General features: G+C 61.3%; 20 protein-coding genes. 3 read left to right on the forward strand and 17 right to left on the reverse strand.

The annotated features are described in order from the left end of the window. Positions 1-31 precede the first annotated feature (31 nt). Both RHE_RS15010 and RHE_RS34365 read right to left on the reverse strand, forming a co-directional pair. Entirely contained in the window at positions 32-658 is a 627-nt protein-coding gene (locus RHE_RS15010; protein ID WP_011426176.1) for an outer membrane protein, read from the reverse strand. 140 nt (positions 659-798) lie between these two features. After that, entirely contained in the window at positions 799-993 is a 195-nt protein-coding gene (locus tag RHE_RS34365) for a hypothetical protein (RefSeq protein WP_073990386.1), read from the reverse strand. A gap of 252 nt (positions 994-1245) precedes the next feature. On the opposite strand from RHE_RS34365, the gene RHE_RS33635 reads away from it, so the two are divergent. Together RHE_RS33635 and RHE_RS15015 are read left to right on the forward strand one after the other, a co-directional pair. Then, positions 1246-1389: a hypothetical protein gene (locus RHE_RS33635; RefSeq protein ID WP_166486915.1), complete on the forward strand. Its 144-nt coding sequence runs from the start codon at positions 1246-1248 to the stop codon at positions 1387-1389. Between the two features lie 313 nt (positions 1390-1702). Further along, positions 1703-2443 carry an SIMPL domain-containing protein gene (locus RHE_RS15015; RefSeq protein WP_011426178.1) on the forward strand — a complete coding sequence of 247 codons (741 nt, stop codon included), beginning with the start codon at positions 1703-1705 and terminating at the stop codon, positions 2441-2443. A gap of 264 nt (positions 2444-2707) precedes the next feature. Here the strand turns inward: RHE_RS15015 and RHE_RS15020 are convergent, their stop codons facing one another. The 5 genes from RHE_RS15020 to RHE_RS15040 form a co-directional block, all read right to left on the reverse strand. Continuing rightward, the gene (locus RHE_RS15020; RefSeq protein ID WP_020921845.1) at positions 2708-3055 is read right to left on the reverse strand and encodes a hypothetical protein; all 348 of its coding nucleotides are present in this window, start codon (positions 3053-3055) and stop codon (positions 2708-2710) included. Positions 3056-3218: 163 nt separating this feature from the next. After that, positions 3219-3524, reverse strand: a complete 306-nt coding sequence (locus RHE_RS15025; RefSeq protein WP_011426180.1) for a hypothetical protein — start codon at positions 3522-3524, stop codon at positions 3219-3221. A gap of 356 nt (positions 3525-3880) precedes the next feature. Continuing rightward, a complete protein-coding gene (locus tag RHE_RS15030) occupies positions 3881-4303 on the reverse strand; it encodes a secondary thiamine-phosphate synthase enzyme YjbQ (protein ID WP_042118798.1) in 423 nt (140 codons plus the stop codon). 99 nt (positions 4304-4402) lie between these two features. Next, a complete protein-coding gene (locus tag RHE_RS15035; protein WP_073990406.1) occupies positions 4403-5002 on the reverse strand; it encodes a DUF922 domain-containing Zn-dependent protease in 600 nt (199 codons plus the stop codon). 78 nt (positions 5003-5080) lie between these two features. Next, positions 5081-5800 (reverse strand): Crp/Fnr family transcriptional regulator, encoded by a 720-nt coding sequence (locus RHE_RS15040; protein WP_011426183.1) that lies wholly within the window; start codon positions 5798-5800, stop codon positions 5081-5083. A gap of 132 nt (positions 5801-5932) precedes the next feature. Here RHE_RS15040 and RHE_RS15045 point away from each other — a divergent pair, with 132 nt between their 5' ends. Beyond that, entirely contained in the window at positions 5933-6178 is a 246-nt protein-coding gene (locus RHE_RS15045; protein ID WP_011426184.1) for a DUF6894 family protein, read from the forward strand. Between the two features lie 216 nt (positions 6179-6394). Here the strand turns inward: RHE_RS15045 and RHE_RS15050 are convergent, their stop codons facing one another. From RHE_RS15050 to tdh, 10 genes are all read right to left on the reverse strand, one after another. Further along, positions 6395-6625, reverse strand: a complete 231-nt coding sequence (locus RHE_RS15050) for a DUF6894 family protein (RefSeq protein WP_020921849.1) — start codon at positions 6623-6625, stop codon at positions 6395-6397. 87 nt (positions 6626-6712) lie between these two features. Next, the gene (locus RHE_RS15055; protein ID WP_011426186.1) at positions 6713-7111 is read right to left on the reverse strand and encodes a DUF427 domain-containing protein; all 399 of its coding nucleotides are present in this window, start codon (positions 7109-7111) and stop codon (positions 6713-6715) included. 80 nt (positions 7112-7191) lie between these two features. Further along, entirely contained in the window at positions 7192-7890 is a 699-nt protein-coding gene (locus RHE_RS15060) for a B3/B4 domain-containing protein (protein ID WP_011426187.1), read from the reverse strand. Positions 7891-7892: 2 nt separating this feature from the next. Beyond that, a complete protein-coding gene (locus tag RHE_RS15065) occupies positions 7893-8783 on the reverse strand; it encodes a DMT family transporter (protein WP_011426188.1) in 891 nt (296 codons plus the stop codon). Positions 8784-8961: 178 nt separating this feature from the next. Then, the gene (locus RHE_RS15070) at positions 8962-9756 is read right to left on the reverse strand and encodes an AraC family transcriptional regulator (RefSeq protein WP_011426189.1); all 795 of its coding nucleotides are present in this window, start codon (positions 9754-9756) and stop codon (positions 8962-8964) included. Between the two features lie 60 nt (positions 9757-9816). Further along, complete coding sequence (locus RHE_RS15075) at positions 9817-10602, reverse strand: APH(3')-II family aminoglycoside O-phosphotransferase (protein WP_011426190.1); 786 nt, start codon at positions 10600-10602, stop codon at positions 9817-9819. Between the two features lie 258 nt (positions 10603-10860). Continuing rightward, on the reverse strand, positions 10861-11982 hold the full coding sequence (locus RHE_RS15080) for a DUF930 domain-containing protein (protein WP_011426191.1): 1122 nt from the start codon (positions 11980-11982) through the stop codon (positions 10861-10863). A gap of 111 nt (positions 11983-12093) precedes the next feature. Further along, on the reverse strand, positions 12094-12387 hold the full coding sequence (locus RHE_RS15085) for a GYD domain-containing protein (protein WP_011426192.1): 294 nt from the start codon (positions 12385-12387) through the stop codon (positions 12094-12096). 243 nt (positions 12388-12630) lie between these two features. After that, positions 12631-14688: an RNA polymerase sigma factor RpoD gene (gene rpoD / locus RHE_RS15090; protein WP_011426193.1), complete on the reverse strand. Its 2058-nt coding sequence runs from the start codon at positions 14686-14688 to the stop codon at positions 12631-12633. Positions 14689-15188: 500 nt separating this feature from the next. After that, the gene (tdh, locus tag RHE_RS15095) at positions 15189-16226 is read right to left on the reverse strand and encodes an L-threonine 3-dehydrogenase (RefSeq protein ID WP_011426194.1); all 1038 of its coding nucleotides are present in this window, start codon (positions 16224-16226) and stop codon (positions 15189-15191) included. Between the last annotated feature and the right edge of the window lie 3 nt (positions 16227-16229).

Consider the following 16229-nt stretch of genomic DNA (forward strand, 5'->3'; position numbering starts at 1 on the left):
TAGGACTTATCGCTGATCCAACAGACAGCTCTTAGAACTTCACGCCGATCCCGAATTTGAGTTCGTGCTGGTTGAGGTCGACATCAACACCGAGAATGTCTTTCTCGCCGAAGTCATTGTACCGATACTCGCCGCGGGCGAAGATGTTGTTGGTGATGGCAAAGTCGACGCCAGCGCCGACAGTGTAACCGTTGAAGGTCTCCGTTTCCTTGTCGGATCCCGGCAGGTCCACGTATCCGCGCGTGGCGGTCCAACCAGCCGCACCATAAAGCAGCGCTCTGTCAAAGGCGTAGCCGACACGGCCACGAACAGCGCCGGCCCAATCAGTCCCGACATCCGCCCCCAGCGCTTCCTCTTCGTTCCAGTTATATTCGAGGTTGCCCTCAATACCGACAACGATGTTGTTGTCGAACTGGAAATTGTAACCCGCAAATGCCCCAAAGACGCCGCCGTTAAAATCCTGAGAATCGCTGGCGCCGCCGGCGCTGAAGTCACCGTTTAGCCAACTGGCGCCGCCATCGATGCCGAGATACGGGCCTGACCAGGTGAAAGCTGGCGCAGCCGCAACAGGTGCGGCCGGCACGTCCTGCACGGCATCCGCTGCAAATGCGCTCGTTGCGACAAGTGCTAGAAAAGTGGTGGCGATCGTGAGCTTCATGTTCGTGACCCCATGTCTTACAACACAACTGCAGGCTACAGCCTAACTCAACAAATGGCTGTAACGCCAAAGACACACTCGCAGAACCATACGGTAGAGAAACATATCCGCCGAAGCGGTCATGGCAAGTATCGCGCCTTCTAATAACTGCAAGACCGCCCATCGCTAGGTCTAAACCCATCGGCGCAGGCATGATTCAGGGGGCGACTCTCCTGATAGTAACCGCCGCTGATCGACGACGTCTGATCGACGCTTTCCGTCGACGTACAGGCCGAAATGATCGTTGAAAGGCTGATCAGCGTTCCGGTCGCGATATATGCGAAAAATCGGTTCATCTGAGGCTCTCCTTCGGAGGGGCATGGCTTTGCCCAAGCCGGCAATCTACCACGACGCGGCGAGAACCGGCGTTGATTCATGGCATCGGCTGCTCTTGCCGGCCTCTTGTAACGCTAAAGTGATCGCCTTTGCGACCATCTTTTCAAGCCCATGCGCTGTCACATAACTGTCATGCAAAATTGCCCATTGTTATGGCAGCCTGCGCAAAATATATGCCGCCGGCTAACAAAAAAAAGAATGAGTGAACTGCCATGAGCATACAGAAACTTTTCAACCGCAATCTCCTGACCCGTTTCGTCACCGGTCTCGGTGCGGTTCCCCAGCGCATTCGCGAAGCCCGCGAAGAGCGCAAGCCCGCGATTCATCCCTCCTTCATGGATGATTTCGGCGCCTGACGCGTGGCAAACCGCCGCCGGCGGCTCCTATCGAGCGGCGGCGGACAATTCTTTTCGGAACCAGATTCGACCGGCCGGCCTTCGGCCCGCCCGCCAATCCCGCCGAACTCGACATAGCCGAGTGTCGGATAAGGCGACGCTTTACCGTGGCCGCCTCCTCTGCCGCGGGCCTACCGGGGCCGGTGCAGCACCTTCTCCCTCCGCACCTCACATTTTTCTCCCGATCCGCATCCGCCCCTTCCCTTCCGCCGCAATAGCCTCACAATCAACCGACAGAAAGCTCATCCAGGAAACGACAACTAGGGAATGAAACATGGCGCCGATTCTATCCAAGACACTTGTGATGACTGCTCTTTTGGCCCTGCCGCTCGGCAGTGCCGCACCCGCCTTGGCGCAGGAGGCAAAGCCGCGTGAGGCGGTGATTTCGGTAACGGGCGATGGCGAATCGGCCGTGGCGCCCGATATGGCCATCGTCAATCTCGCCGTCGTCAAGCAGGCGAAGACCGCCCGCGAAGCGCTCGACGAGAACAACAAGGCGATGAACGACGTGCTGAAGGCGCTGAAGGACGGCGGTATCGCCGAGCGCGATCTGCAGACATCAGGCTTCTCCATCCAGCCCCAGTATAATTATCCGCAGCCGGTCGACGGCCAGCAGCAGCAGCCGCAGCTGATCGGCTACCAGACGATCAACTCCGTCACCGTGCGCTTGCGCGATCTTTCCAAGCTCGGCCAGGTGATCGACCAGTCCGTCACCCTCGGCATCAACCAGGGCGGCGACATCCAGTTCACCAACGACAAGCCGGAAGCGGCGTTCGAAGAGGCGCGCAAGAACGCCGTCGCCGAGGCCGTCAAGAAAGCGAAAACGCTGAGCGAAGCCGCAGGCGTCAAGCTCGGCCGCATCCTCGAGATCAACGAGAATGTGCCGCGCCCCCTGCCGCAGCCCGCTTATCGCGCCACGATGATGAAGGAAGCCGACGCAGCTGCCGTGCCCGTCCAGGGGGGCGAGAACAATTACACTGTCAGCGTCACCGTGACCTTTGCCATCGAGCAGTAAATAGAAGCGGCGGTGCGTCTTTTTGAGGGCGAGCGATAGGCAGCAGATCCGCGGCAGGTTGATGCTGCGCGGTTTGCGCCGGTGCCGCCGAAGACCCCTCCCCAACCCCTCCCCACAAGGGTCCACAAGGGGGAGGGGCTTAGATGCCGCAAACTGAGCGCAAAGGAATCCCACAAAAAGAAAACCGCCCTTGCCGATCGGGGAGACTGGCAAAGGCGGCTCTGGCGGCCGCATCGGGGAGACGAGGCCGGTATTCTGCAAAAATCAGCGGCGCAAAGCGGGGCAGCCGCGGACGTTGGCGAAGCTCATTTCATCGGGGCCTCGGCGGGTCCAGCCCTGGACGATGACGCGGCGCGGGGTGATGTCGACGACGCGCGCGCGGCGGAAACCCCAATCGCGGGCGAGATCTTCCGCCAGCCGCGGATCGCAGCCGCGCGGGCGGCGCCGATCGAAGCCCGGCGGCGGAGGCGGACGGCGATAATCGCGCGGCGGATCACGATCCTGATCGCCGATAATGATACTAAACTGGGCGGCCGCCGGGACGACCGTGCCGGCAAGAGTACCGGCGGCAAGCATGGCGGCAAGACCCGCCTTTGCCAGAAACTGCATCATCGAAAAACCTTTCGTTCTATAGTCGGTGCGGTCGAGCCGCCCTCCCCATCACGCCGAAGCGTCAGTGGAATCACTTATACAAATCAGAGAAGAGACGGCTCAAAGTGTCGCCGTCAAGGCAAAAGGGGCGGCAAGCGCATGTCGGCGCTTGCCGTTCCGGTGTTCAGCGCCGGACCAGCGGGCAACCGCGGACATTGGCGAAGACCATCCTGTCCCAGCCGTGACGGTCGCGCCCGGCGACGACGACGACACGCGGCGACATGCGGGTAATGTGGGCTCTGCGCAGGCCGAAATCGCGCGCCTTGCGCACGGCGTGCATCGGCGAGCAGCCGCGGATCGGACGATGATATTGGGCCTCGACGATGAAGTTCGTCTGCGGCCCTGCGGCTGCCGCCGTGGAAACAGTGGCCGGAATGGATGAGAGGGCGAGCACTGCGGCAATGCAAGCCTTGGTGAGGAAATGCGTCATGGAGTGTCTCCGTCGATTGGTCTTTTAAGCTCTCCCTTCAGGGATTGCCTCGACACTAAACACGGCAAGCTGAATGCTGTTCGAACCGGCCATTCAGTTGGCATTCACAAGAACATGAGCGGTTTTCGACGGCTCTTCTTTCGATCGGGATTGGCATGCTCGTCTGGACCTCTCGTCCGACGGAGACCGCTCATCGCCCGCCCCGTCCTTCGAGGCTCCGGCCTTCGGCCTGCGCGCCTCCAGGATGAGGGCTGATACGGGGTGCCGTGCGGCTGAGGCGCTGATCGGGTGTGCCGTGCGGCTGGTGGGTTGATCGGTGTGCCATGGCCTCAGCGAGGCAAAGACGCGCGGCGCTCTCAGGCCCCGAGATGCAGCACGATTTCACGCCGGTGCGGCCGGTCGCGATGTTCGAAGAGGTAGAGGCCCTGCCAGGTGCCCAGCGTCAGGCGCCCTCTGGAAACGGGAATGCCGATCGACACCTGCGTCAGCGCGGCCTTGATATGCGCCGGCATGTCGTCCGGCCCCTCGGCCCTGTGCACGACCCAGCCCATCGATGGATCGGAGGCCGGCGGCACGAGGCGGCGGAAGAAGGAAAGAAGGTCGCTGCGCACGTCTGGATCGGCATTTTCCTGAATCAGCAGCGAACAGGATGTGTGGCGCACGAAGACGGTGAGAAGCCCCTCCTCCCGTCCCGAGGCGCTGACGTAGGCCTCCGCCTGATCGGTGAATTCGTAAAGTCCCTGGCCGCGGGTGGCCAAGCTGAGAATTGTCTGGGGCACGGGCGCTCTCCGTCTCGCAATGACATTGTCCGCGAGTTGGCGCGCCATGACGGCCAAGTCAATGGCCGTCGCACGGGCAGATCGATGCCCGCCACCCGGTCAGGGCCCGTTCACCAGCTTGAGGATGAGCTGCTGGATATTGCCGCCGTCGCCCATTTCGACCTTGTCGAAGTCGCGGCCGCGCTGGCGCTGCCGTGCGGAAATCTCGCCGAGGCGCCGGGTCAGCTCAACCCTGATTTTCTGGCAATCGGGGTCGTCGGCAACCGTGAAGCCGACGCTCATCGCCTCGATTTCCTTGACCATGTCCTTGATGGTTTCGCCATGCACCCGCTCATGCGCGGCAACGCCTGAAATGAAACCATCCCAGCTGCTCTTGACGGCTGACGGCAGCGCGGCCGAGGGCTTAGGCAGCGTATAGGTGATGATGAGCTTCGGCTTGTTGGTCGTGATAACGCAGGCGTTGCCCTGCGGCTCGTATTTGCGGGTCCAGGTCAGCTTGAACGTCGTATGCGCGATAACCCGGCCCGTCACGCCGGCCTTGGGGCCCTGTGCCCCAATCGATTGATAAAGTTCGGCACCGGTCTTGCCTGAAATCGAATAGGGCCGCACTTCCTCGATCGCCTGCCATTCGGTCTGCGCCGCGGCCGGTCGTGCGGCGAAAACTGCTGCCAATAGGTAGGGTAGAAAAGTCTTCGTCACGCTCCGCCCCGTCAAGTGATTCCCGCCACCCTAACGGCGCCGTTCTTCCCTTTCAACGCGCATGCGATGCGGCAGATATCAGCGCGGCTCTCTGGAGATGCTGAGATAGGCGGGGTCGAATTCGGCGATCTCCTGCAGGCGTTCCCAATCGACGATGGTGATCGTTCGGTTCTCCCAGGTGAAGACGCCCTCGCGCCTGAGAGCCTGCAGCGTCTTGTTGAGGTGGACCACCGATATACCGAGCACGTCCGCCATCTCGATCTGCGTCAGCGGAAACTGAAAGCTTTCGCCCCGGGTGCGCCTAACGACCTTCAGCCGCATGAAGAGTTCGCAGACGAGATGGGCGATCTGGGCGCGTTTGGAGCGCCGCCCCATGGCGACGATCCATTCCCGGTGAATGGCGCCGTCGACCAGCGTGTCGAGCCAAAGCAGCCGCGTCAAATGCGGCATGCGCTCGGTGATCGCCCTCAAGTCGGCATGATCGGCTAAAGCGACGTGGCAGGGTGAGAGCGCAACGATGCCATGATCCATTACCTTGACGGGAAAAGCATGGAGGTCGACAAAGTCGCCGGCAACATGAAGTGCGGTGATCTGCCGGCTGCCGTCCGCCATCACCTTGTAGCGCGCCGCGAACCCGTCGAGCAGCAGCGTGCTGAAGGGCGGCCGGCTGCCTTGGGAAACGAGATCTTCTCCGACGGCGAATTGCCTGTCCTTGACGAGGATCGACCGAAGAAGGTTTTCCTCCTCGTTCGACAGCACATCACGGCTTCCAAGGTTCAGCAACAAGGGTTCAATCACGGTCCTGTCTCCCGCTATCGCAAGGGCTCGGGGCCGTCTCGGTGCAACCTGTATTTTCTATAGGAATCAAGGCCTAGCCTCGGGAACAATTGTCTTCATTGGTTATTTCCTCTCTGACGCGCAGGAAAGAACATGGCTCGCTACTATTTCGATCTACACAACGGGGAAGGTCCGACCCGCGACGAGCACGGCACCGAGCTCAAATCTCGTGAAGACATCCCCAAAGAGGTGACCCGCATCCTGCTGGACGTGGCGCGAGACGAATTGCCGGCAGGTGACCGCATGACGATCGCCGTTACCGTCCGCGACGAGCGCGGCGATCCTGTCACAGTCGCCAGTCTCGTCTTCAGCAATGAATGGGTCGACGTCATTCGATGACGGCCTCTGGATGCCGGCGGGTCCCATATACGCATCAATCCAACTGGTCGATGGATGCGCTCTAGCTCCTTGCTTTCATGCATGTCGTCATCCGCACACTTCCGGGAGCGACATGCATTAAGACCCACCCCGGCGGGCGGCAATTAAATTTGACATAGTTCCGCGAGTGGCCCGAAGGCGTCGACAGGCATTTCTCCGATTGAGGTCCGATCGCTTCTATTTCGCGATCTCTTCCAGAATCAGCCGAATTTCCGCAAGCGGTTTGCGGCTTTCGTCGAAAAGTTCGACCGAAAGCATGTTCAAAGGCGCAGTGGGCAAGCCTTCGGCTGCCATTTCCGCGAGGACCCTTCGCGCCTCTGCCTTGGCAGCCTCGACGGATTCGAATTCGTATCCGGTCTCGGTGCCGACACCATCGCGATCGAAGAGCTGGAAGTGGAATTTCGGCACGGCATGCTCCTTCGATGATCCCCCTAACGATGCTGAAGGCGACAGGTTCCGGCCGAACGATTTTCTGCGCCCGCCATCCGGCGATCCTCAGAAAGCGCCGGCCTCGGGCGAAGCCAATTCCTCGATTGCGTCGACACGGTCGGGATAGAAGGCGAGATGGTCTTTGATGTTGCTGACGGCGGCATGCGGGGCTTCGTAGGTCCAGGCCGCGTTCTCGGAGCGTTTGCCGCCCAAAGCAATACTGTAATAAGAGGCATCGCCCTTGTAAGGGCAATGCGTGCCGTGATCGGTGCGCTGAAGCAGCGACATCTCGACATCCCTGCGAGGGATATACTGGACCGGTGGATAGGAAGCCTCGCGCAGCGTCAGCGCGTTGCGGCTATCGCCAATCGTCCTGCCGGCGACGGTGACGACGACGCGGCAGGGATTGTGCTCGACGGTGATCGGATGGTCCGGCCCCGGAATCTTGATCGACTTGTCCAACATGGGTTCGTCTCCAGAAGATGTGGATGCCCCTGAGATAGGGCGCTCATGCCGCCGGCCCAAGCCCCGAGCGTTTCCTTCCCTTACAACTGGAATGCGAAACGCGGCGATGCCTGACTGAGGGCGGCGGTCGCCGCTGTCACCGACCAGTGACGCGCGAATGCATCCGCGAGCGTCGCAACCAAGCTGGCGGCATCCTCGCCGGCCCCGGCATGCAGCGCCTCGGCGACGATCAGCACCGAGCCCGTCGTCTCGCGCACCGCCGAGAGCCCGCTCTGCCGGTTCGTCCAACGGCGGGCATGGGCCCTACCCTCATCATCCGCGAAGATCACCTCGCCCGGCTCAGGATGTTCGCTTTGACCGCTGAAGGTGAGATAGGTCTCATGCCCCGTTGCATGCCGCACCTGGAGATCGCCGGCAATTTTTTCCGTGTCGAAGACGGCGACAGGAATGGCGAAGGCGAGCGAAACCGCATTGCAGAGATCGACGAGCGGATGCAGGCGCGGCAGCGCGTGTTCCTGGCGGAAGCGGCGCAGCAGCGCTTCGGAGGCCGAGCGATATTGCGTCGGCTTCAAGCCCATACGGGAAAAGCCGCGCCGCCAGGCCTGGATCTCCGGAAACTCGCTTTCCTGGGCTTCCGCGAGGCGGGCCCCGGCGATCGCGCTGAAACTTGCGATCGCCTCTTCGACGTCTGCCGACGCGTCAACGCCATCGGCAGAAAGCGCGCCGGCGGCAAGCTCCGGAAAAGCCTGCCATATCGCGTCGGAATGGCTGAACTGCATGATCATTTCCCTTCGATGAATTTCCTGTGGCTTCCGGCAAAGGCAAGCCCGGACACGGCCGCCAGCACGCAGGCGATGCCGGCGATGTGGTTGAAGCCGATCGGCTCGCCGAGGAGGACGAAGGCGAGCATGACGGCCGAAACCGGCGCAAGCGCGGTGAAGAGCGCGGCTTCGGTGCCGCTCACCCTCTCTGCCCCCGCATACCAGAGCAAAAAGCCGCCGACGGTCGGCACCAGGGCGTAATAGACGACGGCAGCGGCAGCGCTTTCGGCAAACCCATGAACGGGCGCCTCGAAAATGGCCGGAACGATCGAGAAGACGAAACCGATGCCGGTCATCAGCGTCGACTGGGCAAGCGGGGCAATGTCGGCCGTCAGCCGCTTGTTCAAGAGAATGAACAAGCCCTCGCAGATGACCGCGAGGAAAATCAGCAGATTGCCGGCAAGCGACCCGCCAGTCGCCCCCGGCGTGAAGGCGATCGAAAACACGCCGGCGCTCGCCAACACCACCGCCAGAAGCAGGGCGCGCCCCGGCCGCTCGCGCAGCACCAGGATCGAAACCGCCGCCGCGACCACCGGCAGCGTGCCGATGATGACGCCCGCATCGGCGGCTGAAGTCAAGCTGAGGCCCGATATCAGCAGCGTCGTATAGCCGACACTGCCGGCGCCGGCCTGAATGACGAGGATGAGACGGTCGTGGCTGGAGAGCTTCGGCACCCGGGCGCCGCTTGCCCGCATCAGCAGGAAAAAGACGGGAAGAGCGAGGGCGAAGCGCAAGGCGGTGGCCGTGAAGGGCGGCAGTCCTGACGCGATGATCTTGCTCGCAATGACAGTGCTGCCGACCGTCAGCATGGCCAGCGCCAGATAGAAATAGCCTTGAACCTGTCTCGACATTCCGCGCCTCCGATTGGATGCGCCGAAGAAACAGCAGCGACCGGTCGGGGTCTTGAACGAAATTGCAGAGCGTATGACCAATGCTGGCCAGCCCCGTCCTTCGAGGCCGCTTACGGGGCTCAGGATGAGGCTGGAGAGAGGTCGCAGCCTGCGGCACCACGAATCAGCCTTCCACCGCTCAGAGAAAAGCGCCGGCATAAAGCCGCGGCGACAGGCCGTATTTGCGCACGAAGACGCGTGTCATGTGGCTCTGGTCGGCAAAGCCGCTGGCAAAGGCGGCTTCCGCAAGCGGCATGCCCTCAGCGATCAGCCGCCGGGCGAGATGGATGCGGGCCTGGACGAGATAGGCATGCGGCGTCAGTCCCGTCGCCTTGGCGAAGCCGCGCAGCAGCTGGAAACGGCTGAGGCCGCTTTCCCGGGAAAGATCGGCCAGCGAGACGGCGGCAAGAGGATCGTCGTCGATCAGATCCCGCGCCGCGCGGATGGATGACGGCACCGGCGGCCTCTCCTCGCTGCCGTCGCCTTCCCGCATGACATCGGCGACGAGTTGCAGAAGCAGTTCCTCGCGAAGCAGCCCGTCGGCAGCACCTGTGGTCGCCGCGCGAAACAGCGTTTCGAAGCGGGTGGCGATCGCCGCATCGCGAATGACGGGATGCGGGATTTCCGAGCGCCCTGCGCCGATCTCTTGCGAAAGGCCGGTGATGATCTCGGGATCGAAATAGAGGATGCGCCACGACCGGCGCTCGCCGATCGGCGCGCCGTCATGCACCTCATTCGGATTGACGGTGATGATATCGCCGGCCTCGGCCTCCACCACGCCGCGCCCGCTGAGCGATTTCTGTGCTCCCGATGAGACGAGGCCGATGCCGAACTGCACATGCGTGTGCCTGGCGAAACTGCGAGGCGTTTCGGCTTCCACCGCTTCGACGCCGGTCAGCGCCGAGCGCAGCATCCTGAACTGGTTTTTCGGCATTTCACATCCGCAGGTCCGATGTCGGCAACTCTGCCAGCCGGACGCTGATGACGCAACCGTCTAGAAGAATTCGTCGAGCAGCTGGTAGTAATCGAGCCTTGCCGGATCGGGCGCCGGCAGGCCGTAACGGTGGAGAAATGGCTGAACCAGCGCCTCGCCGAAATTATCGGTGATGCTGCGGCAGGCGAGCGCGATATCCTGATAGCGGTCGGCGACGCCGAGGCGGCTGCAATCGATATAGCCGGAGAATTGACCGCCGGAAACGACGAAGTTCGGCAGGCAGGCATCGCCATGGGTGACGACGAGATCCTCGTCGGTTGGCCTCATGCTTTCGAGCGCGGCGAAAAGCTCGGCAGCGCTCTTTCCCAGCCGGGCCGGATCGAAATCCTCCTCGTCGACGATTCCCCCATCCATGCGCGCCTTGGCCACGGGCAAGCGCTTTTCCAGGCGGTGGTCGAACGGACAGGAGGTGATCGGCAGGCGATGAAGATCGAGCAGTGCCTCCGCCAGCAATTCGACGCGCGCCAGCGGCGCCAGCGCCGAAGCACTGGCGAGATCGGTTCCCGGCAGCGCGCTCACAAGCAGCCAGTTGCGCTCGCCGTCGCTTTCCCGGGCGATTACCTCCGGGCATGGCAGGCTGGAGGCATTGAGCCAGCCGAGCCGGGCCGCCTCATCGGCAAGTTCGCCGAACGGCCCCGCCGCCTCGACCTTCAGATAGAGCGCCGGCAGTCCCTCGCCTTTCAGGCGGAAGACGCTCGCCGCCGAACGGCCAAGCGCATCGCGTTCGAACCTGTAGCCGGAGAGCCGCTCGCCAAGCGCTCCGGGCAATGCCTGCGGAGAAATCAATGCAGCGTTTCGGCGGGGCGGCTTCGAGCAGGATCTCGAAGGCCTCTTCGAGCGCCGCCACCAGAATATCGGTCAGCTCGTCACGCTTGTTTTCCAGGAACAGCGCACTGACGGCTTCATCCTGACGCTCCAGAAAACGCTCGATCTCGTTCGACATATCATTGTCCCTTCTTCACCGTACCATCACGGCCATAGGGAGAGGCTAGATGCGGTTCCTTGCGTGTGGCTGGTTGCGGGCTGGCTTGTGGCACGAGACGATCAGTACTTTAGAAAGCCCCGGCTTTTCCATTGGCTTTTTGGAATCTTGTCTCCGACGTCGAAACGGAAGGATATTACCTTCCTGGCATCATTGTCGACTTGGCATATCAGCGTAACATCGTACCACGAGCCTGAACTCTGGAAGGCACCGCCCGTGCCATTAAGAATATTCCCCTTGCTGACACGCGGAAAGGAAGGCAGGAAATCCGGCTTATACCCCTCCGGAGCATGGATCAATTGCTGCTGAAGTTCGGTCTGGCAGAGCACATTGATGCGCGCAGATCGCGGTAGATTCTTAATGGCGTTCTTAATCATCGGATCAGATGTGGCCTTCTCGGAATATAGCATCTTGGCTTCGGTAAGATTTTCCGATTTCTGCCTGGCTTCGGCCACAACAAGTGGCTCTGATGCAGGTTCCTTTGCGCGCTCCGTTTGCTCGAAATTCGTCTTTGCTTCGTCGATGCCTGCAGCACCCGGCCCCTTCTTTTCCGGATTGGTTTCTGCAGTTTCCACCTGTGGAAGCTCGACATCCTGAGGCACCGGATTCGCCGCAGGCATCGTCTCTGGAACATCAGGCTTTTCGGGCTTCTGCGGCTCGACAGGTGCCATTGCCGGTTTCAGGTCGGCAATGGACGGCTTCGGTGCTTCCGCCTGCCGCGGCAACGCCTGTTCCTTTTGTCCGGGCACTGTATCCTTGTCGGCGAACTCAAGAACTGAACGAGAGATGCTTTGTATCGGGGTGCTCGGCTGTGGTTTTGCAGCTTCTGGCGGCGGAGGTTGCTTCTTCGCCTGTTCCGGTGGCTTCGGTGCCGGCGGTTTCTCCTGGAGCTTTTTCTCTTCCGGTTTCTTCTCCTCCGGCGGCGGGACGAGCTCGACGTTCACGCTCTCGTCCTCCGGGGGCTTCGGTTCGATCTTAGGCAAGCCGAAAATCAGAAGCGCAACGACCGGCACGTGCAGAAGCACGGACACACCGATACCCCAGCGGATTTCGGGCCGCCGTTTTGCCGTTTCGTGATTCGTCTCCGCCAAGTCCACTTCGTCTGTCACAGCCGCGATGTGGCCTTTAAAGCCGGCAGCATCAAGCCGCAAAAGCAAAAAACCTCGTGATCGCGCCGAAGCCATCCGCTGGCCGGTGCGCCATCCGTTCCCTCCTCAGACCTGGGCAACGGGCCACCCACGAGCGGGGCCGAGGCCGCGCCCTTGATGGGGAGAGGCGCTGAAATTCTGCATGCGTTAGCTGAGCGAGCCGATGATCTCTCGATAGGCAGCCTCCGGGAATGCCTTCAGTGTCTGGGTGCGGACATTGCCGGCCATCGCCAGTGAAAGGCCAAATCGCGCCATGACGGCATCGTCAGGCGCTTCGCAGACAGCCACCATGTCGTGGCCGCCCATCGTCAGAAAGAACTGGTTGAAGGAGCCGCCCATGTCGCCTAGCAGTTTCTTCGCCGCATCCAGCCGTTTTGACGAGTCCCGAACAGTGCGCACGCCTTGGTCCGTCCAGTTGATCAACACAATGTAAGTGGTCATTTTGCACCTCCGAACGGAGGATTCGCCCGACACGGGCATGCGTCGGTCCTCGCTCGCGCATCGCGATCGATTTCTTCCCCCGTGGCCGGACTATAATCTTGTCACCACTGAGCGACAAGAAAGCCGCCGGGATCATTGGTATTAATCACAAAAGCAAAAGCCGGGCACGACGCCCGGCTTTCCAATCATCACGGCAATTGTCGAAACCTTAGCTGTCGAGGAACGAGCGCAGCTTGCAGCTTCTTAGCTGTCCAGAAAGCTTCTCAGCTTTCTCGAGCGGCTCGGATGCTTGAGCTTGCGCAGCGCCTTCGCTTCGATCTGGCGGATACGTTCGCGGGTGACCGAGAACTGCTGGCCGACTTCTTCGAGCGTGTGGTCGGTGTTCATGCCGATGCCGAAGCGCATGCGCAGGACACGTTCCTCGCGCGGCGTCAGCGAGGCGAGAACGCGGGTCGTCGTCTCGCGCAGGTTCGCCTGGATGGCGGCGTCGATCGGCAGCAGCGCGTTCTTGTCCTCGATGAAATCGCCGAGATGCGAATCCTCTTCGTCGCCCACCGGGGTTTCGAGCGAGATCGGCTCCTTGGCGATCTTCAGGACCTTGCGGACCTTTTCGAGCGGCATGGCGAGCTTTTCGGCCAGTTCTTCCGGTGTCGGCTCGCGGCCGATCTCGTGCAGCATCTGGCGCGAGGTCCGGACGATCTTGTTGATCGTCTCGATCATGTGCACCGGAATGCGGATCGTGCGGGCCTGGTCGGCGATCGAGCGGGTGATCGCCTGGCGGATCCACCATGTCGCATAGGTCGAGAACTTGTAACCGCGGCGGTATTCGAACTTGTCGACCGCCTTCATCAGGCCGATATTGCCTTCCTGAATGAGGTCGAGGAACTGCAGGCCGCGGTTCGTGTACTTCTTGGCGATTGAAATGACGAGGCGAAGGTTCGCTTCGACCATTTCCTTCTTGGCGATGCGCGCTTCGCGCTCGCCCTTCTGCACCATGTGCACGATGCGGCGGAATTCCGAGATCGAGATGCCGGTCTCCGTCGCCAGATTCTGGATCTCCTGGCGGATGTCGCGGATCGTCGTATTCTCCGCCTTGGCGAATTCCTTCCAGCCGCGGGCGGCCAGATTGCCGATCGACTTCATCCAGTTCGGGTCGAGCTCGGCCCCCTGATACTGCTCCAGGAACGAGTCGCGCTTGACGCCGTAGGATTCGGCCAGACGCAGCAGGCGGCCTTCGTTCTGCACGAGGCGCTTGTTGATGTCGTAGAGCTGCTCGACCAGTGCATCGATGCGGTTCTGGTTGAGCGACAGCGACTTGACCGCCTTGATGAGCTCGTCCTTGAGCTCCTTGTAGCGGCGCTCCTGGGCGGAAGACAGCGTGCCGGTGGCGGCAAGGCGCTGCTCGACCTGCTGGTCCTGCAGCTTGCGCAGCTTCTTGTAGGTCTCGGCAATGATGTCGAGCGTCTCCATGACCTGTGGGCGGAGTTCCGCTTCCATCGCGGCGAGAGAGAGGTTGGATTCGTCCTCGTCCTCTTCCTCCTCTTCCGGAGGCAGACCTTCGCCGCCGACATCGGTAATGTCGTCGTCGCCGGAGCGGGCGCGCCGGGTCTTTTCCTTCTCTTCCGCCGCCTTGCGGTCGGCCTCGATCTTCTCAGGGCTCTGGAACTGTGGCGCGGCCTTGGCTTCCGGACCGGAATAGGTCGTCTCGAGATCGATGATCTCGCGCAGCAGCGTCGTGCCTTCGTTGAGTTCGTCGCGCCAGATGATCAGCGCCTGGAAGGTCAGCGGGCTCTCACAGAGGCCGGCGATCATCGTCTCGCGGCCGGCTTCGATGCGCTTGGCGATTGCGATTTCGCCTTCGCGCGACAGAAGCTCCACCGAGCCCATCTCGCGCAGATACATGCGCACCGGGTCGTCGGTACGGTCGGTCGGCTCTTTCTTCTTCGCGGTCGCAAGCGCAGTGCCGGCCGAAGGCGCGAGTTCGCCGCCTTCGCTGTCCTCATCGCCGCCAGCGTCGTCGTCATCGCCACCGCCGGAAGCACCGGCCTCTTCGGCTTCCTCGTCCTCGATGACGTTGATGCCCATGTCCGACAGCATCGACATCGTGTCTTCGATCTGCTCGGAGGTCACTTCCTCGGACGGCAGCACGGCGTTCAGCTCGTCCATCGTCACATAGCCGCGCTTCTTGGCGGCCTTGATCATCTTCTTGACCGCATCGTCGGAAAGATCGAGAAGAGGGCCGTCGCTTGCGCCGTCGCGTTCGACTTCCGCGTCTTCGTTCTCTTTGACCTTGGTTGCCATTTATATCGTCGCCTTCCTGACGCTATCCAATCTCGCTACGGTGAATGGGCCGTCTCAGGGCCTGACGCGCCGCTCGCGTCGCCCTTCAAATCACCTGAGCCCACCTAACGGGATGACATTTAAAGTCTGATTAACCACGATCGCCGGTACCGGACAGCAAAGCTTTCTTGCCTTTGGATTTCCGGCCATGGTTGCGCGATCCGCCTTGACCCTGTTCACCGTTTCAACAAGTCGAACGGTGATTCCCACATTTTTTGTTCTCGTCAAGCTTTTCCAGCAAAAAAGCCCGCGAAAACTCGGAAAAAGCCTTATCCACAGGCTTTGAACCTCGGCTGCGATTGCGAACCTTATTTAAGAAGCAGCAAACAAAAGACAAGGGCAGCCAGGATTTTGCCTGCGGCGCCAGCTTTTCGCGCCATTTTGCGCTCTTGCCAGCGCTGTTTTCACCGCCGTCCTGCCGATACTGGACATGCGCGAGACCTCAAAGGCCCTCACCCTTCTCACATCCAATCCATGACGACTTTGCCTGAATTGCCCGACCGCATCGCCTCGAAACCGTCGCGGAAATCGTCGATCTTGATGCGATGGGTGATGATGGGCGAAAGGTCGAGGCCGCCTTGCACGAAGGCAATCATCTTGTACCAGGTCTCGAACATCTCGCGGCCATAGATGCCCTTGAGATTGAGCATCTTGAAGATCACCTTGTTCCAGTCAATCTCGAAGCCGGCCGGTGCGATGCCGAGAATGGCGATCTTGCCGCCATTGTTCATCTTGTCGATCATGTCCCGGAAGGCGGGTGCTGCACCCGACATTTCGAGCCCGACGTCGAAACCCTCCGTCATGCCGATCGCCTTCATCACGTCGGCGAGATTTTCTTTCGATGCGTCGACGACATGGTCGATGCCGAGCTTGCGCGCCAGGTCCAGACGGTGCGGATTGATGTCGGTGATGACAACCTTGCGGGCGCCGGAACGCTTGGCGACGAGTGCCCCCATGATGCCGATCGGCCCGGCGCCGGTGACGAGCACATCCTCACCGACGAGATCGAAGGAAAGTGCGGTATGCACGGCATTGCCGAACGGATCGAAGATCGCGGCGATCTCGTCGGAAATATCGTCCGGGATCGGCACGACATTGCTTTCGGGAATGCAGACGAACTCGCCGAACGAACCCGGCCGGTTGACACCGACGCCGAGTGTGTTGCGGCAAAGATGCCCCCTGCCCGCCCGGCAGTTGCGGCACTTGCCGCAGACGATATGCCCCTCGCCGGAGACCCGCTCGCCGACATGATAACGGGTAACCGCCGAACCGATCTCGGCGATCTCGCCGGAAAATTCATGGCCGACCACCATCGGCACCGGAATGGTCTTCTGCGCCCATTGGTCCCAGTTCCAGATGTGCACGTCGGTGCCGCAGATGGCCGATTTCTTCACCCGGATCAGCACATCGTTCGGCCCGACCTCCGGCACCGGCACATTCTCCATCCAGAGCCCGACCTCAGGCTTCGACTTGACCAGCGCCTTCATCATGTTTGACATCGA

Source organism: Rhizobium etli CFN 42 (assembly GCF_000092045.1).
GTDB classification, from domain to species: Bacteria; Pseudomonadota; Alphaproteobacteria; order Rhizobiales; family Rhizobiaceae; genus Rhizobium; species Rhizobium etli.